The sequence below is a fragment of the Rhizobium sp. RHZ01 genome (assembly GCF_014851595.1).
GTDB lineage: Bacteria > Pseudomonadota > Alphaproteobacteria > Rhizobiales > Rhizobiaceae > Rhizobium > Rhizobium altiplani.
Genome location: NZ_JACUZZ010000017.1, coordinates 76,405 through 97,549 on the forward strand (window position 1 = coordinate 76,405; position 21,145 = coordinate 97,549).

The 21,145-nt window shown below is 60.0% G+C and carries 24 protein-coding genes; 6 read left to right on the forward strand and 18 right to left on the reverse strand.

Translation table 11 applies throughout. The annotated features are described in order from the left end of the window. Positions 1-15 precede the first annotated feature (15 nt). Positions 16-189: a DUF1328 domain-containing protein gene (locus IB248_RS18345; RefSeq protein WP_018856498.1), complete on the forward strand. Its 174-nt coding sequence runs from the start codon at positions 16-18 to the stop codon at positions 187-189. On the opposite strand, the gene IB248_RS31810 is transcribed toward IB248_RS18345, so the two are convergent. The 5 genes from IB248_RS31810 to IB248_RS18360 form a co-directional block, all read right to left on the reverse strand. Continuing rightward, entirely contained in the window at positions 186-638 is a 453-nt protein-coding gene (locus IB248_RS31810) for an adenylate/guanylate cyclase domain-containing protein (RefSeq protein ID WP_246779271.1), read from the reverse strand. The two genes, IB248_RS18345 and IB248_RS31810, sit on opposite strands and share 4 nt — an antisense overlap. Further along, the gene (locus IB248_RS31815) at positions 635-1,063 is read right to left on the reverse strand and encodes a hypothetical protein (protein ID WP_246779272.1); all 429 of its coding nucleotides are present in this window, start codon (positions 1,061-1,063) and stop codon (positions 635-637) included. The genes IB248_RS31810 and IB248_RS31815 overlap by 4 nt, the downstream gene beginning before the upstream one ends. 23 nt (positions 1,064-1,086) lie before the next feature. Next, the gene (locus IB248_RS31820) at positions 1,087-1,428 is read right to left on the reverse strand and encodes a MerR family transcriptional regulator (protein WP_162763489.1); all 342 of its coding nucleotides are present in this window, start codon (positions 1,426-1,428) and stop codon (positions 1,087-1,089) included. Positions 1,429-1,466: 38 nt separating this feature from the next. Then, complete coding sequence (locus IB248_RS18355; RefSeq protein ID WP_192241480.1) at positions 1,467-2,105, reverse strand: DUF1345 domain-containing protein; 639 nt, start codon at positions 2,103-2,105, stop codon at positions 1,467-1,469. Positions 2,106-2,205: 100 nt separating this feature from the next. Beyond that, positions 2,206-2,937, reverse strand: coding sequence for an SDR family oxidoreductase (locus tag IB248_RS18360; RefSeq protein WP_192241481.1), 732 nt, complete (start codon positions 2,935-2,937; stop codon positions 2,206-2,208). Positions 2,938-3,145: 208 nt separating this feature from the next. Here IB248_RS18360 and IB248_RS18365 point away from each other — a divergent pair, with 208 nt between their 5' ends. After that, complete coding sequence (locus IB248_RS18365; protein ID WP_192241482.1) at positions 3,146-3,982, forward strand: amidohydrolase; 837 nt, start codon at positions 3,146-3,148, stop codon at positions 3,980-3,982. 57 nt (positions 3,983-4,039) lie between these two features. On the opposite strand, the gene tal is transcribed toward IB248_RS18365, so the two are convergent. Further along, the gene (tal, locus tag IB248_RS18370; RefSeq protein ID WP_018856492.1) at positions 4,040-5,005 is read right to left on the reverse strand and encodes a transaldolase; all 966 of its coding nucleotides are present in this window, start codon (positions 5,003-5,005) and stop codon (positions 4,040-4,042) included. A 355-nt stretch (positions 5,006-5,360) separates the two neighbouring features. Between tal and IB248_RS18375 the strand changes: the two genes are divergently transcribed. Then, a complete protein-coding gene (locus IB248_RS18375) occupies positions 5,361-6,344 on the forward strand; it encodes a sugar-binding transcriptional regulator (RefSeq protein WP_025658858.1) in 984 nt (327 codons plus the stop codon). A 20-nt stretch (positions 6,345-6,364) separates the two neighbouring features. Here IB248_RS18375 and IB248_RS18380 read toward each other — a convergent pair whose 3' ends face one another. From IB248_RS18380 to IB248_RS18390, 3 genes are all read right to left on the reverse strand, one after another. Beyond that, a complete protein-coding gene (locus IB248_RS18380; RefSeq protein WP_062374324.1) occupies positions 6,365-6,844 on the reverse strand; it encodes a hypothetical protein in 480 nt (159 codons plus the stop codon). Between the two features lie 114 nt (positions 6,845-6,958). Continuing rightward, a complete protein-coding gene (locus IB248_RS18385) occupies positions 6,959-7,831 on the reverse strand; it encodes a bifunctional helix-turn-helix domain-containing protein/methylated-DNA--[protein]-cysteine S-methyltransferase (RefSeq protein WP_062374322.1) in 873 nt (290 codons plus the stop codon). Positions 7,832-7,900: 69 nt separating this feature from the next. Then, positions 7,901-8,398, reverse strand: coding sequence for a DUF2244 domain-containing protein (locus IB248_RS18390; protein WP_112646056.1), 498 nt, complete (start codon positions 8,396-8,398; stop codon positions 7,901-7,903). Between the two features lie 22 nt (positions 8,399-8,420). On the opposite strand from IB248_RS18390, the gene nth reads away from it, so the two are divergent. After that, positions 8,421-9,203 (forward strand): endonuclease III, encoded by a 783-nt coding sequence (gene nth / locus IB248_RS18395; RefSeq protein WP_018856487.1) that lies wholly within the window; start codon positions 8,421-8,423, stop codon positions 9,201-9,203. Positions 9,204-9,237: 34 nt separating this feature from the next. Here nth and IB248_RS18400 read toward each other — a convergent pair whose 3' ends face one another. Continuing rightward, positions 9,238-9,951, reverse strand: a complete 714-nt coding sequence (locus tag IB248_RS18400) for a sulfate transporter family protein (protein WP_192241499.1) — start codon at positions 9,949-9,951, stop codon at positions 9,238-9,240. Between the two features lie 231 nt (positions 9,952-10,182). Here IB248_RS18400 and IB248_RS18405 point away from each other — a divergent pair, with 231 nt between their 5' ends. Further along, the gene (locus IB248_RS18405) at positions 10,183-11,037 is read left to right on the forward strand and encodes a MurR/RpiR family transcriptional regulator (RefSeq protein ID WP_025658852.1); all 855 of its coding nucleotides are present in this window, start codon (positions 10,183-10,185) and stop codon (positions 11,035-11,037) included. 20 nt (positions 11,038-11,057) lie between these two features. On the opposite strand, the gene IB248_RS18410 is transcribed toward IB248_RS18405, so the two are convergent. From IB248_RS18410 to IB248_RS18445, 8 genes are all read right to left on the reverse strand, one after another. After that, on the reverse strand, positions 11,058-12,641 hold the full coding sequence (locus IB248_RS18410; protein ID WP_192241484.1) for an FGGY-family carbohydrate kinase: 1,584 nt from the start codon (positions 12,639-12,641) through the stop codon (positions 11,058-11,060). After that, positions 12,641-13,330, reverse strand: coding sequence for an HAD family hydrolase (locus IB248_RS18415; RefSeq protein WP_018856483.1), 690 nt, complete (start codon positions 13,328-13,330; stop codon positions 12,641-12,643). The genes IB248_RS18410 and IB248_RS18415 overlap by 1 nt, the downstream gene beginning before the upstream one ends. An 83-nt stretch (positions 13,331-13,413) precedes the next feature. Continuing rightward, on the reverse strand, positions 13,414-14,895 hold the full coding sequence (locus IB248_RS18420; protein ID WP_192241485.1) for a mannitol dehydrogenase family protein: 1,482 nt from the start codon (positions 14,893-14,895) through the stop codon (positions 13,414-13,416). Between the two features lie 106 nt (positions 14,896-15,001). Then, entirely contained in the window at positions 15,002-16,000 is a 999-nt protein-coding gene (locus tag IB248_RS18425; RefSeq protein ID WP_018856481.1) for an ABC transporter ATP-binding protein, read from the reverse strand. Positions 16,001-16,018: 18 nt separating this feature from the next. Continuing rightward, the gene (locus IB248_RS18430) at positions 16,019-16,849 is read right to left on the reverse strand and encodes a carbohydrate ABC transporter permease (RefSeq protein WP_026371704.1); all 831 of its coding nucleotides are present in this window, start codon (positions 16,847-16,849) and stop codon (positions 16,019-16,021) included. A gap of 1 nt (position 16,850) precedes the next feature. Next, complete coding sequence (locus IB248_RS18435; RefSeq protein ID WP_025658847.1) at positions 16,851-17,723, reverse strand: sugar ABC transporter permease; 873 nt, start codon at positions 17,721-17,723, stop codon at positions 16,851-16,853. Positions 17,724-17,858: 135 nt separating this feature from the next. Next, positions 17,859-19,169, reverse strand: a complete 1,311-nt coding sequence (locus IB248_RS18440; protein ID WP_026371702.1) for a sugar ABC transporter substrate-binding protein — start codon at positions 19,167-19,169, stop codon at positions 17,859-17,861. Positions 19,170-19,314: 145 nt separating this feature from the next. After that, positions 19,315-20,268, reverse strand: coding sequence for a sugar-binding transcriptional regulator (locus IB248_RS18445; RefSeq protein WP_025658845.1), 954 nt, complete (start codon positions 20,266-20,268; stop codon positions 19,315-19,317). A gap of 222 nt (positions 20,269-20,490) precedes the next feature. Here IB248_RS18445 and IB248_RS18450 point away from each other — a divergent pair, with 222 nt between their 5' ends. Further along, positions 20,491-21,144 (forward strand): response regulator, encoded by a 654-nt coding sequence (locus tag IB248_RS18450; protein WP_025658844.1) that lies wholly within the window; start codon positions 20,491-20,493, stop codon positions 21,142-21,144. The last annotated feature ends 1 nt before the right edge of the window (position 21,145 follow it).

A 21,145-nucleotide genomic window follows, 5' to 3' on the forward strand; every position in this document is an offset into this window, starting at 1 on the left:
AAAAGGAAAAAATCCATGCTTAGATGGGCTCTCATATTCTTCGTTATTTCGCTGATTGCCGGTTTCTTCGGCTTCTCCGGCATCTCGGCCGCAACGGCAACGATTGCTCGCGTTCTCTTCGGCATCGCGCTGGTGATCTTCCTGATCTTCCTGATTCTGGCGCTGATGGCCGGCAATGCGGTGCTTTAACCTGCCGCCGCGCGTTGGGCGGCAAAGAGAGGCACCGAGTCCTTGAAGCCTTTCAGGGAAACAGCTCCCAGACCCTGGAAGGCAAGACCGCGTGCTGCCGCTTCCGCGGCAGCACGCGTATTGAGGCAGACAAGTGTTTGGGACGGCCCGGCAACGGCCGAAACGCGCGCCGCGAGATTGACCGTCCGGCCGAAAATATCCCCGTCACGAGGCACAACCTGCCCCGTCGCTACACCGACCCGCACAGGCGGCAACTCATCCAAACGGCTCTGCTCCACCAGCGATAGCGATGCTTGCACCGCCGAGGCTGCATCCGGAAACAGCATCATGACGCCGTCGCCCAGTGGCTTGACGATACGTCCGTCGAACGCGCATGAAAGCCGTTGGGCGATTGCTTCAAAACGGGCGGCCTTCTCGGCGGCAGACACATCGCCAATCTCACGCGTCAAGCCCGTGAAGCCGGAAAGGTCGGGGCCACGGCCGGCAGGCTGTCCTCGTCGCCAGGCTCCAGCCCGTGTTCGCGCAGGGCATCCTGCAGCCTTCCGACGATATTGTCGAACACCGCCTCCTCCAGCATCCGCCGCTGCAGCAGGAACAGCATCCGGAAGCCGATCCGCTGTAGTGCCAAGCGCTTGGTGGCGGCAACCTCGAAAAGATGATGGTAGCTAAGGCCCGCATTCAGCATCGGCTCTTCGACCTCGCCGCGGAAGAGGTCGCGCATCGTGTCGACACAGCGGCGAACCGACTGACCGAAAACGCGCAGCACCCGCTCCATCCCGACAACGGAGGCACCAAGCTGCCTGCACTCCGCCAACAGCCAGATAAATTCCGCATCGTCCTCGCGAAGCGGTTGATCCGCTGAAAGCGGCGGCAAGCTGGCGCATGCCCTTATGCCATTCAGCTCGTCGAGATCCAGTTGCCCTGCCGCCACCTCGGCCGAAACAACGCCTCGGTCATCGCTACGGGCTCGAACATCAGCTGATTGGCGAACTCCAGAGTAAAGATCCGCCGCCTCAGACCTTCCGCCAGCACATCGAGGCTGATGCCGGCTTCCTGCAGGGCAACTATCAATCGGAGCCGGCTGACATCGCTTGCGGCATAGCCTGTGTATCCAGGACCAATGATCTCTAGGCGCTCGAGATCACGCAAGCGGGCATCGTCACAGCCGGCAAGGACCAACAATCTCTCACACGGCAATGCTTCCATCACGGCAACCTCTGGGGGATGAGATTGCTTCATACATCAAATCCGTGTGTCCCTCCACGCAGCCAAAGGCGTTAGAGCAGACTTGCTCCGACATTGATGGCAAGGGCCAGGATCGTCGTATTGAACAGGAATGAGAGGATGGAATGCAGGAGCGTCAGCTTGCGCATGGTGACCGATGTCGTCGCAACGTCGGCCGTCTGTGAGGCAACGCCGATCGTGAAGGAGTAGTAGAGGAAGTCCCAATAAATAGGCTCGTCATTGCCTTCCGGAAACTTCAGCCCTTCCCCCTTGGCCTCTCCGCCATAGAAGCGATGTGCGTAGTGCACCGTGAACAAGGTGTGCAGGAATGCCCAGGAGATCAGGATCGTGGCGATTGCACCAAGCGATCGTGCGAGCGCCTCGCTTGCGTCAGCCCCCTTGGCTGCATGAAGTTCCAGCGCGATACCGGCAATGCTGGCGAGCGCCGCCAAAATAGACAGCGCCATCAGGAAGACGTCTGAAAGGTCGAGATCCTCAGCTCTCTCGCGGATGCTAGCGACGGTCGCGCGCAGCATTCGGCGCCAGGTGAGCGCCGTAAAGACGATGGCGCCGGCGTTCCAGCCAAAAATCAGGTTCTGCGGATTGACCTCGCGGCTGGTGAGCAGCAGGAAAGTCACGAGTCCAGCGGTCACGGCGACGACGAACACCATGTGTCTGCGTAGTTGCTCCATGACCTGACTTTCCCGGCGCCCAGCGTCTGCCGCCGTCACAATCCTACCGCTGCAAGATTGCCTTTGATATCAGTTTGATGGCGGCAGGAGCAATATGGCTTTAGCCGGTCCAGCCGCCATCGACGACATGGATCTGGCCCGTCGTGAAGCCTGCCTCGTCACCGGCAAGATAGGTCACCAGAGCGGCGATCTCCTCGGGTGTGGCGATGCGACCCATCGGCTGGCGGGCGATGAAATCCTTCAGTGCCTTTTCGTAGTCGCCGGTCGCACGCAAGCGCTCGTGCAGCGACGGGCTGTCCACGGTACCGGGGCAGATCGCATTGGCGCGGATACCCTTGGCAACAAAGTCGGCGGCAATCGACTTGGTGAGGCCAATCACGGCTGCCTTCGATGCACTGTAGGCAAAGCGATTGGGAACGCCCTTCACACTGGAGGCGACCGAAGCCATGTTGACGATCGACCCCTTCCCCTTCTCCAGCATCCCGGGAAGGAAGGTACGGCAGGTCGTATACATCGCCTTGGCATTCAGGTTAAAGGAAAAGTCCCAGTCCTTCTCCTCGCATTCGAGGATCGAGCCTGCATGAACGTAGCCTGCGCAATTGAAGAGAACGTCGATCGGGCCGATCGTGGCTGCGAAGGCACGGACTGCGTCGCCATCGAGCGCATTGAGGACATGCTTCTCGGCGCCTTCCAGGGTGGAAAGCGTGTTTTCGTTGATATCGGTCGCATAGACATGCGCGCCGAGTGAAATGAAGCGCTCAGCGCTTGCTCGACCGATACCCTGACCTGCCGCCGTGATGACGACTTTCTTGCCTTCCAGACCGTGGCTCATACATCCTCCCAAATTCCGGCGCTTGCGGCGCATTCATTCATATGCAAACAATATATTCAGATTGGCGTCAACCTGATGGAGCGAGGTTTGCGCCGGAAGCCTAGTTGATCTTGTGTGGCCGGGCATGAAAAATCTGGTGGCTGAAAAGCCAGTCGGCGCCGCCGCCGCAGCTTGCGGCAAACAGCATGGCATGAATGGGAGGAACCGCATGCTCTTCGACACACACCTGCACATCGTCGACCGGCAGGCGCTCGACTATCCCTGGCTCTCCGGCGCGGGTGATCTTAATCGTGACAATCTCTATGAAGACTATGCGCGCGATGCGCTACGCTGCGGCATCTCCAATGTGCTGCACATGGAAGTGGACGTTGCACCGGCGCGCATCGACGACGAGACGAATTACGTCAGGGAAGTCAGCCGCCGCCAGGGCAGTCTTGTGCGTGGCGTCATCGCCGCCTGCCGGCCGGAGGAGGATCGTTTCGCGGCCTATCTGGAGCGATCGGCTGCCGATCCCTTCGTCAAAGGCTTCCGCCGCGTCCTCCACGTGGCCCCCGACGACACAGCCGCCCGACCGCTGTTTCGCGAGAACATCAAGCGCCTCTCCGGCACCCGCATGACGTTCGATCTCTGTGTCTTCCCGCATCAATTCGAGACCATCCTCGCGCTGGTCGATCACTGCCCGGATGTTCGCTTCATTCTCGACCATTGCGCCAACCCGCCGATCAAGGATGGGATGAGCGACGTCTGGCGCAAGGGCATCACGGAATTCTCCCGCCGCTCGAACGTGACGGCAAAGATTTCAGGCGTCATCGCCTATGGGGATCTCGAAAACTGGTCGGTCGAGAGCCTCCGCCCGTATGTCGAACATACGATCGGCAGCTTCGGTTGGGATCGCGTCGTCTGGGGCAGCGACTGGCCCGTTTGCACGCTCGGCGGCGGGCTGGCACCCTGGGTCGCTGCCACCCATGCGCTGACCTCGGGCTGCAGCCCGGAAGAGCGCGACAAGCTCTATCAGGCCAACGCCAAGCGCATCTGGTCGATATGACACGAAAAAGGGCGGCACCGATGGCACCGCCCTTCTTGGTTGGAGCGCTCGTAAGCCTTAAGCAGCTGCGAGCTGCAGTTCTTTCTGAACGTTGCTGCGAAGCGTACCGAGGTCCTTGGCGAAGGCACGGATGCCTTCGGCGAGCTTTTCGGTCGCCATCGCGTCTTCGTTCATCATCCAGCGGAAGATCTTTTCGTCGACGGTGATCTTCGGGGCAGGCTTCGTCACATCAGGCGACAGCTTGCGCTCGAGCTTGCCCTGATCGTTGGAGAGTTCGTCGAGCAGGTTCGGCGCAATCGTCAGGCGATCGCAACCGGCCAAGGCTTCGATTTCGCCGGCGCTGCGGAACGAGGCACCCATGACGATCGTCTTGATGTCGTTGGCCTTGTAGTAGTTGTAGATGTCGCGGACGGAGATGACGCCCGGATCTTCCTCAGGCGTGAATTCCTTGCCAGTCGACTTCTTGTACCAGTCGAGGATGCGGCCAACGAACGGCGAAATCAGGAACACCTTGGCGTCCGCGCAGGCAACCGCCTGGGCCTTGGAGAACAGGAGCGTCAGGTTGCAGTCGATGCCTTCCTTCTGCAGGATTTCGGCGGCGCGAATGCCCTCCCAGGTCGAAGCCAGCTTGATGAGGATGCGGTCACGCTCGATGCCGCGTTCCTTGTAGGCAGCGATGATCGAACGGGCCTTGGCAAGCGACGCTTCGGTATCGAAGGAAAGGTCCGCATCGACTTCGGTTGACACGCGGCCCGGAACGAGCTTCACGAGCGCAGCACCGACGGAGATCGCCAGGCGATCGGCAACGGCGGCGGAAACGGCCTCCGGATTGCCGCCCTGCTTCTTGCCCCAGGCAACAGCTTCCTTGACGGTATCTGCGAACATCGGCGTACCGAGTGCCTTCAGCACGATGCTTGGGTTCGTCGTGCAATCGACGGGCTTCAGACGGGCAACAGCCTCGATGTCACCGGTATCGGCAACGACCGTGGTAATCTCGCGGAGGTGGTCAAGCTTGGATGTCATGGTTACTGGTCCTTTTGACTTGAGCTGCGCGCCGATGCGAACTTCGCCCGGCAAATAATCTACGAATGGGCAGTCTGCGAGCCGCCTGTGTAAGCAGCGGTCGCGTCATCCCCGCGAAACGGCGTCACGCCTCGGCCGCCAAGTGCCGATGGGACGTCCCGCTTACCTGCACATTACCTCCTCGGTCGCACGGATGCGACTTCTTGGCGGCGACTATCACTATTCCCCGCCAGATATGTCAAGGACATTTGTGCATTTCAATTGACATAAGTGTCACACCCGTCATTATCGGCGGAACAACGAACCTGTCCTGGCTTGATGATAGATCTAGGGCGCAATTCGCTCCGGAGGAGATGTGGTCAAGCTCAAACGTGGCACGCATACGGCTTATTCCGAAGCATCCTCCCTTAGGTTGCGTGCGGCTTGGCTCTATTACAATCAGGGACTGACGCAGAAGGATGTCGCCGAACAGCTCGGCATCAGCCGCACGACCGTGATCCGCCTGCTCGACGAGGCGATGAAGCGCAGCGAAGTGCAGATTTGGATCAACGACTCGATCGGCGATTGCGTCGAACTTTCGGTAAAACTCGAGCGCGCCTATGGCCTCGACGAAGCGATCGTCGTGCCGGCGCCGGCGCAGCCTGACGCCAACTCGTTGGCAAAAAGCGTTGGCCTTGCGTTGGGACAGTTCCTCTCCGAGGCCATTCCAGACGACTACACAATCGGCGTCGGCTGGGGCCGAACCATGACGGCTTCGCTCTCAAGCTTCCGGCCGCCCCGCCGCGACAATTGCAAGGTCGTCTCCCTCCTCGGAGGTGTCGTCGCCGTCCACCAGACGAACCCGATCGACTACACCTGGCGCCTCGCGAGCCAGCTCGGCGCCGAATGCTATATGTTCCTTGCCCCGCTTCTGGTGGATTCGACGGAAACGAAGCGGAACCTCATCGAGAAATGTGGCCTGGACACGATCTATCGGCTGGCGGAAACGCTGGATCTCGCGATCGTCAGCTGTGGCGACATCGGCCCGCACTCTACCTCCCTGTCGGAAGGGTGGATCTCGAAGGCCGAGCTGCAGCAGCTGATCGACGCCGGCTGCGTCTGCGACACGATGTTCAACTTCCTCGACAAGGACGGCAACACGATCGATCACTCGATCAACAGCCGCGTCATGTCCGTGGATCTCGACACATTGAAGAGGGCCAAGCACATCGTGCTGTCATCCGGCGGCGCGCATCGCGCGGTCGCAATCCGTGCCACCATCAAGCGGATCGGCTGTAACACGCTGATCACGGACGAGGGTGCCGCCAAGGCTCTGCTGGGCCTGGCAGAGGCGGCTTAGCGGCGTTTAGCCAGCATCCGCTATCGCAGCTGGCACAGATGCGACAGTTGCGATTGCGCCCAGTTGCGCCCGAAATCCTGGGTATCCGGCAGTGCCGATAAAAGACTTCCGATCTCGCCATCGATTTCTAGATGGGTGTCCGTGATCCTGCATGCACCCACATCAAGGGCGACGGTGGCAACAACCTTGCCTTCCACCGGCGCCATCTGGAAGAGCGAATTGTCGCCAGTTTCGCAGGTCAATAGCGCCGTCGCCCTGATGGATGCGAGACTGTCCCCCGTAGAACAGACATCTGCAGACACAACCTTGAAGCTGCTGGTTCGATTGGGTCCCACGGGAAGCTGTTCGCATAACTGCGCGGTCGATATCGCGCGCGCCACCTCCGGCCATTCCGGGCTACTCATCGCCGATTTGCAGCCCGCCCAGGCCGGAACCAGCGACATCGCAAGCAGGCCAACGGCAATGCCGACGACCTTGCATGGCTTTTCTCCAGGGTTCATTTCCGCCTCCTCGAGTCCCAGCCATGGAATCAAGCAGGTGATTCCTGAGTTTTTGATGGCAGGACTCCCGAGGGAGGAAGCGTATCCACAGGTTGGATCGATGCGTCGCCGCGATCAGGCGTGCGCCGCCTCCCAGCCGAGCATGGCCCGCTTGCGCGTCAGGCCCCAATGGTACCCCGTCAACGCCCCGCTTTTGCCGAGCGCGCGATGGCAGGGAACCACGAAGGAAATCGGATTGGCGCCGACCGCCGCACCAACCGCGCGCATCGCTGTCGGTCGGCCGATATCGTGGGCGATGTCGCTGTAGGTGACAGCCTTGCCGAAGGGGATCTTCAGCAGGCTTTCCCACACCTGCACCTGGAAATCGGTGCCGATCAGCACGACACGCAGCGGCTGGTCCGATGTCCAGCGGCCCGGCTCGAAGATCCGCGTTGCGTAAGGTGCCGTCGCTTCGATATCCTCGACATAGGTCGCATTCGGCCAGCGGCATGTCATATCATCGAGACACGCGGCCTCGTCACCGTAATTGCTGAAAGCAAGCCCCGCGAGGCCACGGTCCGTCGCCATCACAAGCGCAACCCCAAAGGGTGAAGGATGGAAGCCGTAGCGGATCGTCAACCCACCGCCTTTGGCCTTCCATTCGCCGGGCGACATCGCCTCATGCGTGACGAAGAGATCGTGCAGGCGGCTGGGACCGGACAGCCCGACCTCGATCGAGGTCTCCAGAAGGGGCATAGCTTCCTCGCGTAGAAGCCGCTTCGCGTGGTCGAGCGTGACTGCCTGCAGGAAAGCCTTCGGAGACAGGCCGGCCCACCGCGTAAACGTCTTCTGCAACTGCGTCGGCGACTGATTGAGCCGCGCTGCGATCGTCTCCAACGACGGCTGATCGCGATAGTCCTCGGTGATGAGTTCGATCACCTGGCGCACGGTCTCGTAATCAGAGCCATCAGGCGTGATGTCTTTGTTCAGCTTGGCTACCATATTCATGATCTTTCTCCTTGTACCAAGGAGATAGTCAAGTGACCTCTCGCAAGCCACCCGATTCTTGCGTGCCGGTCAAATCCGTTGCTTGACGGTGGCAAGCGCCCCCTTGAAGGCCTTAGCGAAGCTCTCGCGATCATCGGGATTGAGGAAGGAGCCGATATCCGTGCCCCTTCCTTCGCCGGAAATATACATGGAAAGAATGCCTATCTCCTGATGTCTGCGAACGAAGAAGCGCGTCCAGAAGGGATTGAAGTGATGCTCGATCATCCGACCGGAGGGCGCGAACTTGCGGACGGAAATATCCGTACGCGACACGGTCACTTCCTCCCGCGCGCGGCCAGACCGATAGTTCAGCCAGAAGGCGCCGTAGAGGAGCAGAAAATCAAGCCCGAAGAAGAAGCCGATCGGCCAGGCGCCCGTCACGACGAAGAACATGCCATACAGGCCGCACACTGCGCCGGTCAAAAGCAGCAACACCTTGAAACCCTTGCGGCCAAGCGACCGGTAAGGAAAAAGCTCGGCGGCAAAAACAGGTTGTTCGTCGGCTTTATCGGCGTTGCTTTCCATCATGGCTGGCAAGTATAGGTTTTCCATGCCAACTCCGAAACTCAAATCCGCCGTCACATCGTCGCAGAACTCAAAAGTGATCGTTCGCCAGAAGAAGCCGGCAACGGTCCGTTCTGCCTATTCCGAAACCGAGCGCGAGGAGATATTCCGTCGCTTCTCCATCCAGCGGCCGGAGCCGAAAGGCGAACTGGAACACACGAACCCGTTCACGCTCGTCGTCGCTGTAGCCCTCTCCGCCCAGGCGACGGATGCCGGCGTCAACAAGGCGACACGCGCACTCTTCAGGGTTGCCGACACGCCCGAAAAGATGCTGGCACTCGGCGAGGAGCGGGTGCGCGACTACATCAAGACGATCGGCCTCTACCGCAACAAGGCGAAGAACGTCATCGCTCTCTCACAGATGCTGGTCGAGAAATTCGGCGGCGCTGTGCCGCAAACGCGTGACGAGCTGGTGATGCTCCCCGGTGTCGGCCGCAAGACCGCCAATGTCGTGCTCTCCATGGCTTTCGATCAGGCGACGATGGCGGTGGACACACACATTTTCCGCATCGCCAACCGAATCAAGCTGGCGCCGGGAAAGACGCCCGACGAGGTCGAGGAGCGGCTGATGAAGGTGGTACCGAAGCACTATCTCTATCATGCCCACCACTGGCTGATCCTGCATGGCCGCTACACCTGCAAGGCACGCAAGCCGGAATGCGAGCGCTGCGTCATCGCCGATATCTGCAAGTCGCCGGAAAAGAGCTGCGACGTGCCGGCGCCGCTGGTCGAGCTACCGCGCCAAGTGGTTGGAGAGGCCGTCGAGTAAGTCTGCGGCAGATCGCGGCGCTACCGATTTGGCCCTACCCGCGAAAGCCCGCGTCCCCGCGCGAAACCAGCTTGTGCAGGTGCACCATCAATCCAGCGGCGAAAAGCGGCGTCAGCAGATTGACGATCGGGATGGCAAGGAAGCCCGCAATAACAAGCCCCGCAAGGAACACCGTCGCCGCATGTTTGGCCCGAAACGATCGTGCCTCCTGCGGCGAACGAAACCGCATTGCAGCAAACTCGAAGAATTCGCGGCCGAGCAGGTAGCCGTTGACGAGGAAGAACGCGATTATGTTGACGCCCGGCACGAACAGCAGAAAAAGCGCCACGATGTTGCCGAGGATAACCACGCCAAGAAGCTTGATCGAGCTTGTGAGCGCCGGACCGAGCGGCATCGCCGTTCCAGACTGATCCGAGGGATAATCCCGTCTTTCAATCACCTCGGCCACATCGTCGAGAAACAGGCCGGCAACCAATGCCGTCACCGGTGACAGCAAAAGCGCCAGGCCAAGTGCAAGGCCGAGGCTGGCTGCGATCGCAAACACGAAGCCGAGCCACCCTGCCCAGTCCGGCATGGCGGGAAAGAAACTGGCAATCCACGGGAAGACGTACGATATGAACGCACTGCGCAGCGCCAGCCAAAGCCCGACGAGCAACAGGAGGGTCAATCCCAGGACCTTCCAGAACACTGACCGCGTCTCTGGCGCGAAAAGATTGATGAGAGATAGGCGGGCCGCCTGAAAGATCATTCCGAGGTCTCCGGTTGCAACAACCATGTAGGAATCCGAACTTTGAACGGCAAGGCTGAAACAAACTCGGATGACTAGCCCAAAACTTGTCGGAAAATCTATGTTACTATATAGTAATTTATCAACTATGATTGCTTGATCCTGAAACGCAGCTTCCGGAATAGTTGCAAACGACAAGCGTTGGCCATGCGTATCCGAGAAATGCTTTCGGGAAGATCGGGACGGGCCAACGTGGAAGATTTTGTTCAGAAGCTCCGCCAGTATGCCAAGTCCGGCACGCCGGCCGAACGACGAATCGCGAAATATTTCTCCGAGCATCTGAACGACCTGCCGTTCGAAACAGCCGCGTCGGTTGCCGATCGGCTGGATCTGAGCCCCATGACGGTGGGCCGCTTTCTACGCGCGCTCGGCTATCAGGGGCTCGACAGCGTCAAGGTCCATATCCGCGAAACAACCACCATTTCGCCAATGCAGATGCAGGCATCGCTCACCCAGCTGCAGGCCGACGCTTCCGCCGGCAAGCCGCTCGCGGTACTGGTCTCCGAGCAGATCCAGGCGCTGCACCATATCTACCATTTGACGGGCCAGCCCCTCTGGAATGAAGCCGTGTCGATGATATCATCCGCTCATGAGGTTCTTGTCGCCTCGCATGCTCATCTTTCCGGCTTCGCGTCCCACTTTGCTCAGCGATTGACCCATGCGCGCGACGGCGTCCACGCGCTTGATGGAACGGGCAGCCGCTTCGCCGAACTCTTCGCACGGCTCGATGGCAATGACGCCTTGCTGATCGTGATCGACAGCCGGCGCTTTGGCAAAGCCCGGCTGCTGGCCCGGACGGCACGGCGCTATGGATACAAGGTTATCTTGATTACAGCACAAGGCACCAACTGGATTCCGGATCAGGCCAATATCGTACTCGCCCTTCCGCCTGCCCGATCCGATGACGAAGACAACCTGCCGCCGCTGATGGTCCTCCTCGACTGTCTGTCGGAAGACGTTGTCACTGCGGCCGGCGAAGAAGCAGGCGCCCGCACCCGTCGCATGGCTGAATTCGGCAGCATGCTTGGAGACGGCGGAAACCGGTAGAGTCTTCCAGGATTAGGCGCCTACTCCATCGCTTCCAGTTCCGCGCGGTGGCGATACATGGCAAGCAGCCGGCGATAATCCCGGTCATAAAATGCCTGCTTGGCTGTATCCGGCAATCGCTCTTCGCCACCGGAGTACATGGCCGCCCCTGCTTCTGCGAGATCTCGATAGAGACCGCACGCCACGGAAGCGGCCATCGCCGTACCGAGGAGCACCGCCTCGTTCATCTTCGGCACAACGACCCTGCAGCCGGTTGCATCGGAATAGAGCTCCATCAGCACCGGATTTTTCACATGGCCGCCTGCGACATGCAGGGTGTCAGGCACATAGCCATATTCCTTCATCCGCTCGAGGATGTGACGGATCCCGAGCGCGATCGCGACTGCTGCGCGCCAATAGAGCGCGCAGAGTCCGTCGAACGACGTGTCGAGCGTCAGGCCGCTGATGCTGCCGACGGCATGCGGATCGGCGAGTGGCGAGCGGTTGCCGTGAAAATCCGGCAGTATAAAGATGCGGGCACCGAACTCGTCGCCCTCCTCGGCGCGAAGCTGCGCAATACGCTCGACGATCTTCTGATGCAGCGTAGCCGTTGGCTCGCCACCGGCTGCGTGCATCCGCACGATATGATCGAGCAGCGCGCCCGTTGCCGATTGCCCCGCCTCGACAAGCCAGGATTCAGGAAAGACGGCTTCGTAATACGGCCCCCACATGCCGTGGCTCGGTTTGCGCTCGCGCGAGAACGAAACGATGCAGCTCGAGGTGCCGGCGATCAGCGCCAATTGGCGTTCCAGCCTGCGAGCATCCTGCGCCTCGCCGCCAAGCGCACCCAGCGCCCCGGCATAGGCGTCGATCATGCCTGAGGAAACATGGCACGCCGTCGTCAGCCCGAGCGCCGAGGCGACCTCTTGCGTCAGCGTCCCGACACTCTTGCCGACCGGCACCGTTTCCTCCGGCAGCCGTCCGCGATCCAGTAGGTCATCGAGCCCAATCCGCTCGAGAAAATCCTTCCGCCACCCTTTGTCGAGATGTGCGAGATAATTCCACTTGGCCGTCAGCGTGCAGCGCGAGCGGGCGAGCGCGCCAGTTGCTTTCCAGGTCATGAAATCGGCGAGGTCGAACAGATAGCCGGTGTTCATCCAGGTGCCGGGCAGCTTCTTCTTCAGCCACATCAGCTTCGGCATTTCCATTTCCGGCGACATGAAGTGCCCGGAGTGCTCCAGCACGGGATGTTCCGTCGCCGTGCAGAAATCGGCTTCCTTCAGCGCCCGGTGATCGAGCCAGACGATCGTATCGAAACGGCGCTCTCCGCCGGTGGAAACACTGATCTGGTTGCCGTCGACATCGCGCACGACGAGCGAACAGGTAGCATCGAAACCGATCGCGCCCACCGATGCTGGCGCCGCGCCTGATTGCTCCATCGCCTTGCGAACGGCAATGCAGACCGCCGACCAGATGTCTTCGGAGTCATGCTCGGCGTGGTTTTCACGCGGCCTGTTCATGATGATCGGGTGTTCGGCCTTGCCCAGCAATGCGCCGCGAGCGTCGAAGACGCCGGCGCGCGCACTGCCCGTGCCGATATCAACCGCAACCACATGCTGAGGCATTAAAGGTGCATCCCGTCCTGCTTATGTTTGCGGACAAGGTGTATTAAATCCGGCATGGCGTCAAACACGGCTTCGGGAGAAAGTCGGTCAAGTTCAGCGCGATAGCCGGAAAAATTGGCGTGTGATCCGCCCGTGAAGGCAAACACCCTCATGCCCGCTGCCTTCGCCGCCTCGATCCCGGCGGGGCTGTCCTCCACGACCACGCAATTGGCGGGCTCTACGTTCATTTCGTGCGCCGCATGCAGGAAGAGATCGGGCGCGGGCTTGCCATGCTTGACCATGGTTGCGCTGAAGATATCAGGCAGCCGGTCGATCAGGCCGGTGACCGTCAGCGACAGGCGGATACGCTCGACTTGGCTGGAAGAGGCGACGCAACAGGGAATGCCGAGGGTGTCGATCGTCTCGGCGATCCCGGCCATCGGCTTCAGCTCCCTGCGAAACCGGGCGTAGAGATCGGTGCGGATTTGCTCAAGAAATTCCTGACCCGGGTGGACGTTGTATTCGGTCTTCATCGTCTCGATGACAGTCGCGAGACTTCGCCCGAGGAAACGGCCATAGACCTCTTCCTCGGTAATCGGGACATCGAGATCGTTCATCGCCTTCACGAGAACGCTCACCGATATCGGTTCGCTATCGACGAGCACGCCGTCGCAATCAAAGATGACGAGCCGTGTTTCAGCCTCAGCCATGGCAGACCCAATCGCAGTTGGTGCAGGAAGATGCATCCGCCGGATAAGGCGGAAGCCGGCGGCAGGAATGCCGCCAGTGATCCTTACACAGCAAGCTTGTTATCAAGATAAAGCTGCAGGGTTTCACGCGTGCCCTTTTCCCACAGGGTTTTCAATGCGTGGGCAAAGCGCTTTCGGAACAGCTCGGATTTTGACACCTCGCCAAAGGTGTCGTCGAAAACGAGGAACGCCATCGGATCGTCCTTGGCCTTCAGTGCGGCCGCATGCAGCCGATCGGCGCTGGCGTCGTTGAAGACGATGTCCTTGCCGCTGTCCGTCTTGCCGGCAAAATAGCGGCACCACAGAGCAGAAACCAGCGCGAGCCCGACCACGTCCCGCCCCTGGTTCAGATTGTCGAGCGTAGAGGGCAGGATGAATTTCGGCTGTCGGTTCGATCCGTCCTGTGCCAGGCGCGGGATGGTGTCGGCAATCTTCGGATTGAGAAGCCGATGCTCGATCAGCGCGAAATAGTCCGTCAGCGAGGTATCCGGGACCGGCGGAACGATCGGGATGATCTCATCCTTCTCAAGTTTGGCGAGGAAGGCACGGATCAACGGATCCTCCATCGAGTCGTGCACGAAATGGATATCCATCAGCGCTGCCGGATAGGCGATCGCCGCATGTCCCCCGTTCAGAATGCGGATCTTCATGTGCTCGTAGGGCGTTACATCGGGCACGAAGGTGACGCCGACCTTCTCAAGCGCCGGCCGCCCCGCCGTAAACTTGTCTTCCAGCACCCACTGCTTGAACTCTTCGCAATAGACGGGCCAGTTGTCCTCGATGCCGAAGGCGTCCTTCAACAAGTCGATTTCGCGCTGACCCGTTGCCGGCGTGATGCGGTCCACCATGGCATTCGGGAAGGCGACGTTCGCCTTGATCCAGTCGGCAAAGGCAGGATCGGAGAGACGCGCCGTGCCAACGACGGCATTCGACGTGACGACGCCGTTGTGGGGAATGTTGTCGCAGGACATGACGGTGAAAGGCACGATGCCCTTCTCCTTACGCGCCTTGAGACCGGCGACGACAAGGCCAAAGACGGTCTTCGGCTCGGCAGGATTCTGGCCGTCCGCAGCGATCGCCGGATGACCGGGATTGAATTTGCCCGAGGCGTCGATGAAGTAGCCGCCCTCGGTAATCGTCATCGAAACGATGCGGATCGCTGGATCCGCAAGCTTGGCGATAATCGCCTTGGCGTCACCGACCGGCAGGATGTCGATCATCGGCGCCGTAACGCGCGCAGCAGTCTTGTTGTTGTCCTGCTCGACGACCGTCGTCAGGAAATCCTGGGCGGCGAGCTTCTCGCGCATTGCGGCGTCGGAAGGGAGAATACCCGCGCCGATGATCGCCCAGTCATGATCCTGACCCAGATTGAACAGGTCGTCCAGATAGATCGCCTGGTGGGCGCGGTGGAAATTGCCCACGCCGAAGTGCACGATGCCCGCCTTCAACGACGCCCGCTCGTAGGTCGGTACGGCGGCCGTTTTTGCCACCTCGGAAAGCGTTGCCAACGATAGTTTGCACGTCATGTTTCAGTCCTCTTGAAGGTCTTCGGGATCGGCTAAGATCCCGGCATCGGTACGCCGGGCGCTTTGTCCGGCGTGCGCTCTCGTCCCCAACCCGGCAGCAATGCTCTCAGATGGTGAGACCACCCTCGTTGAATTTGTGGATCCGCGTCTTGTCGGGAGTCAGATAGACGACATCGCCGGCCTTTGCCGGGAAATCGCCGCCGCCACGCGCGGTGACATGACCAATACCCTCGACATCCACGTGCAGGAAGGTGTCCGCGCCGAGATGTTCGGCGACCATGACCTTGCCCTTCCAGTCGCCGCTTTCGGTCGACAACAGCACATGTTCCGGCCGCACGCCGATCGTGTGCGCTCCGAATTGCGCGGCATACTGGCTTTTGACGAAGTTCATCTTCGGCGAGCCGATAAAGCCCGCGACGAAGAGGTTTCGCGGCTTGTGGTAGAGTTCAAGCGGTGAGCCGACCTGTTCGATATTTCCACGGTTCAGCACGACGATCTTGTCGGCCATGGTCATGGCTTCCACCTGGTCGTGGGTGACGTAGATCATCGTGGTCTTCAGCTGCTGATGAAGTTCGCTGATCTCCAGGCGCATGTTGACGCGAAGGGCGGCATCCAGGTTCGAAAGCGGTTCGTCGAACAGAAACGCCGATGGCTGGCGTACAATCGCGCGGCCGATGGCGACGCGCTGGCGCTGGCCGCCCGAGAGCTGGCGCGGCTTGCGCTCAAGATAGTCGGTGAGGTTGAGGACGCGTGCGGCGTCTGCGACCTTTCTGTCAATCTCGGCCTTGTCGACGTTGGCCATCTTCAGCGGAAAGGCGATGTTGTTGCGCACGCTCATGTGCGGATAGAGCGCATAGGACTGAAACACCATCGCAAGGCCGCGCTCTGACGGGGCTTTCTCGGTTGCATCCTTTCCGTCGATCACGATCTTGCCATCCGACACGTCCTCGAGGCCCGCAATCAGCCTGAGCAGAGTGGACTTGCCACAGCCCGAAGGCCCGACGAAGACGACGAACTCGCCGTCCTTGATGTCGAGGTCGATCGACGGGATGACCTTGGCTTCGCCGAAGACCTTCGAGACTTTTTGAAGGGTAATGCTGCCCATGTTTCTCTCCGTAGTGTCTTATTTCACCGCGCCGAAGGTCAGGCCGCGGACGAGTTGTTTCTGCGAGAACCAGCCGAGGATCAGGATCGGGGCGATCGCCATGGTCGATGCTGCCGAAAGCTTGGCATAAAACAGGCCTTCGGGGCTGGAATAGGAAGCGATGAACGCCGTCAGTGGCGCTGCTTTCGAGGCAGTGAGGTTCAGAGTCCAGAAGGCTTCGTTCCAGGCAAGGATGATGTTGAGAAGCAGCGTCGATGCAATGCCCGGCACCGCCATCGGCGTAAGCACGTAGATGATCTCCTTGAAGAGCGAAGCACCATCCATGCGGGCCGCCTCAAGTATCTCGCCGGGGATTTCCTTGAAGTAGGTGTAGAGCATCCACACTATGATCGGCAGGTTGATCAAAGTGAGAATGATCACCAGACCGCTGCGGCTGTCGAGCAAGCCAAAATTTCTGAACATCAGGTAGATCGGGATGAGCGCCCCGACCGGCGGCATCATCTTCGTCGACAGCATCCACATCAAGACGTCCTTCGTCCGCTTGGTCGGCGAAAACGCCATCGCCCAGGCGGCCGGGATCGCGATGATCAGTCCGATCAGCGTCGAACCGAAGGAAATGATCACCGAGTTCATGAAGTGACTGAGGTAGTTCGAGCGGCTCTGCACTTCCGCGTAGCTCTCGGTCGTCCAGTGGAAGAACAGGAACTGCGGCGGCGAGGCGATGGCATCCGCTTCCGTCTTGAAGCTCGTCAGGAACGTCCAGAGGATCGGGAAGAAGATCAGGATGCCGAGCGCCCAGGCGACCGCCGTCATGACCATTTTGCGTCGAGTTGAGACCTTTCTAGCCATCTTAAGCCTCCAGATTCTTGCCAACAAGGCGCACGAGGAAGATAGCAACGATATTGGCAAGGATAACCGCGACGATACCACCCGCCGAGGCGCCGCCGATATCGAATTGCAGCAATGCCTGCGAATAGACGAGGAAGGTAAGGTTGGTGCTTTGCGTGCCAGGCCCGCCGTTCGTCGTCACCAGGATTTCGGCAAAGACGGAGAGCAGGAAGATCGTCTGGATCAGAATCACAACCGTGATGGCGCGGGCCATGTGCGGCAGGATGATGTAGAAGAATTTCGAGATCGCGCCGGCGCCGTCCATTTCGGCAGCTTCCTGCTGTTCTTCGTCCAGTGACTGAAGGGCGGTGAGCATGATCAGCGTCGCGAAAGGCAGCCACTGCCACGCGACGATCAGAATGATCGAGAAGAGCGGCGCGTTGGCAAGCCAGTCAAAGGGTTGCAATCCAAGCGCCTTGGCGAGATGTGCGAAGAGCCCGTTGACCGGGTTCATGAACATGTTCTTCCACACCAGAGCCGCAACCGTCGGCATCACGAAGAAGGGTGCGATCACCAGGATGCGAACGATCCCCTGCCCGTAGATATCCTGGTTCAGGAGCAGCGCAAACGCGATGCCGCCCACGACAGTGATCAGGAGCACGCCGAGCACCAGCAGCAACGTGTTGATCAAGGCGGCGATAAAGGCCGGGTCGGTCAGAAAATATTTGTAGTTCAGGAAACCGACGAAGGTTTCCATGCCCGGGCTGAGCAGATTGTAATTCAGCAATGAGAAATAGATCGTCATCACGAGCGGGACGATCATCCACAGGAAGAGAAGCACAACGGACGGTGCGATCATCATTCGCGCTGCGGAGCGGGTGTGTAACGTTGCCATGGCGATGACCGATCCTCTTCAAAAGGGCAGACGGCTGCAGGGCAGCTAAGAAAAAAGGGGCGCCGACGCAATTTGGGCATTCGGCGACCCAGATGGGCGGGGTCTCAACTCCCCCGCCTTCTCAGGAGGTTTTACCTATTTGATATAACCAGCCTTGGTCATTTCGCGGGTCGTCAGCTGCTGCGCACTCTGCAGTGCCTGGTCGACAGAAACCTGTCCTGCAAGAGCTGCGGAGAACTGCTGTCCGACGGCCGTGCCGATGCCCTGGAATTCAGGAATGGCGACAAACTGGACGCCGACATAAGGGACCGGCTTGACGGTCGGCTTTGTCGGGTCAGCCGCGTTGATGCTGTCGAGCGTCATCTTCGCGAAAGGCGCCGCCTTCTGGTAATCCGCGTTCGCATAGAGCGAGGAGCGGGTACCGGGAGGTGCATTCAGCCAGCCTTCCTTCTCGGCGACCAGGTTGGTGTAATCCTTGCTGGTTGCCCAGGCGACGAACTTCTCGGCCGCTTCGACCTTCTGCGAGCCTGCCGGGATGGCGAGGTTCCAGGCCCAGAGCCAGTTGCCGCGCTTGCCAAGGCCCTTGTCCGGAGCCAGAGCGAAGCCGACCTTGTCAGCCACGGTCGATTCCTTCGGGTTGCTGACGAAGGACGCAGCAACGGTCGCGTCGATCCACATGCCGCACTTGCCGGTCTGGAACAGCGCCAGGTTTTCGTTGAAGCCGTTCGACGAAGCACCGGGAGGTCCGGCGTCCTTCATCAGGTTGACGTAGAAGTTCAGCGTGTCCTTCCACTCCGGCTGATCGAACTGCGGCTTCCACTGCTCGTCGAACCAGCGGGCGCCGAAGGAGTTCGACATAGCCGTCAGGAAGGCCATGTTTTCGCCCCAGCCAGCCTTGCCGCGCAGGCAGATGCCGTAGATTTCCTTGTCCTTGTTGGTGATCTTCTTCGCGGCATCCGCGATGAAATCCCAGGTCGGCGCGTCAGGCATCTTCAGGCCGGCGGCGTCGAACAGGTCCTTGCGGTACATGACCATCGAGCTTTCGCCGTAGAACGGCGCTGCGTAGAGCTTGCCGTCGGTGGTCAGGCCGCTGCGGATTGCCGGCAGCAGGTCGTCGGTATCGTAGTTGGCGCCGAGATTGTCGAGTGGCAGCAGCCAACCCTGCTTTGCCCAGATCGGAACTTCATAGGTACCGATCGTCAGAACGTCGTACTGACCGCCCTTGGTTGCGATGTCGGTCGTAACCTTTTGGCGCAGGACGTTTTCTTCGAGCGTTACCCACTCGAGTTCAATACCGGGGTTCTTTGCTTTGAAGTCATCCGTCAGCTTCTGCATCCGGATCATGTCGCCGTTGTTCACGGTCGCGATGGTCAACGTTTCGGCCGAAGCCATGCCGGCAAACGCCAGTGCTGAGCAGGCGCCCAGCAGGAGAGTTCTCAATGTCATATCTTCCTCCCAGAAGATGAGTGCGAGCATTCGCTTTGCTCATGAGCAATTACTCACCCGCAGGCAAAGAATGTCAATCACCATTCGTTGCTGCATCAGCGAACAATGGTGTTATCTAGCTGATTTTAAAGAAATAAATATTTGCTCATGCCTTGAGCAAATACTCGGCAGTATCCTCATCGGTGATCAGCGCGTTGATCTGATGGCCTATTACAGCAGCCTTGATCGCCTTGAACTTGCGCTTTCCCTTGCCGATTCCGATGACCGTCGACGACTCGCGTGAGGGAATCGAGGCCGAGGCTACCCGCTCGTTGATCGGGTTGTCGAGAAGCTTGCCCTCGCTGTCGAACACCCAGCCGCAGATCTCGCCGACGGCACCGTTGCGCATCAGCTCCATCATCTCGTCTTTCTCGAGAAATCCGTCGACGCAAAGCGGGCCGTCGATGCCGAGCTCGCCGATGCCGACGAACGTCACGTCCGCCTGCGCGCTGATCTCGAGTGTCGAGCGAACGAGCTGCTGGCCATGCAGGGTTTCCCGTTCCGCCGCCGACGTCACGAGAACCGGCAGCGGCATCGGGAAATGCCGCGCCTTCACCGCGTCGGCCATGCTGAAGATGACGTTGTAGTAGGCCGCCGAACCATCGGGCGCGATGTTGCCGGTCAGCGATACGATGCGATGGTTGGGACATTCGATGGCGGGCAGTTGATCGACCGCCGCCTTCAACGTTCTCCCTGTGCCGACCGCCAGCACGATCGGATCCGGCCGCTTCAGCCAGCGCTCGATCTCCGCTGCGGCGGCCTCCGCGATGCCGACCGTCGCCGAACTGGAACCGGGATCGCTCGGGACGACCTCGACATGCTTCAGGTTGAACTTCTTGCGCACCGCATTGGCGAGTTCGAGGCAGGCAGCGATCGGATGGTCAAGCCGCACCTTGATCAGCCGTTCGGCGACCGCGAGCGACACCAGCCGTTGGGCCGACTGCCGGGAAATCCCCATGGAGGAAGCAATCTCATCCTGCGTTCGCCCCGCCACGTAGTAGAGCCATCCCGCACGCGCCGCATCATCCAGCCGTCCCGAAGTCTCGGATTTTCGTACCATCAAGTCTCTACCATGCTGAAAGGGGCGGCCACCGCCGACGGGAAGATGTACATCGCGCCAAATCAAACCAGAATTCGGGCAAATGTCGAGTGCATTGAGAAATTGCACAGCCTATTTTGGCTTGGAGCTGGAGCCGGGTGCCATCTGCTTGTCATCTTTGTCGATCAAGCCTTGCTTGACCGAAGGTTGAACTGCGAGCTAACTGGCACCGAGGAAAAAACTGTGCGAATTCTGCTGGTTGAAGATGACAGGATGATTGGTGGAGCAGTGCGGGATCACGTCGCCGCTGCCAATCATGCCGTTGACTGGGTGCAAAATCTCGCCGATGCCGACGCCGCCGCTCGACCTGTCGATTACGGGCTGATCCTTCTCGATCTTCAGCTCCCGGATGGCAGCGGCGTCGAGTTTCTGCGCCGTCTTCGCGAAAGGGGCCTGAAAACGCCCGTCATCATATTAACCGCGCGCGATCAGATCTCGGATCGTATCGACGGACTGAACGCCGGCGCCGATGACTATCTCGTGAAGCCCTTCAATCTGGACGAGCTGGAAGCGCGCATCATGGCCGTCGCGCGCCGCTACGACGCCAATCCGCATCCGGTGATCCGCATTTCCGATATCGAGATCAACCGGCCACTGCATCAGCTCTCCGTGGCCGGCGAGCCGATCATCCTGACGAGCCGCGAGTGGGCGGTGCTCGACCTCCTGACGGCGCGCCCGGGCGCGATCGTTCCAAAGGACCGGATCGAGGAAGCGCTCTATGCATTCGGCTCCGAAATCGAAAGCAATACGGTCGAGGTATATGTGAGCCGCCTGCGCAAGAAAATCGGCAAGGACCGTATCCGCACGGCACGCGGCATCGGCTACACACTCGGATGAA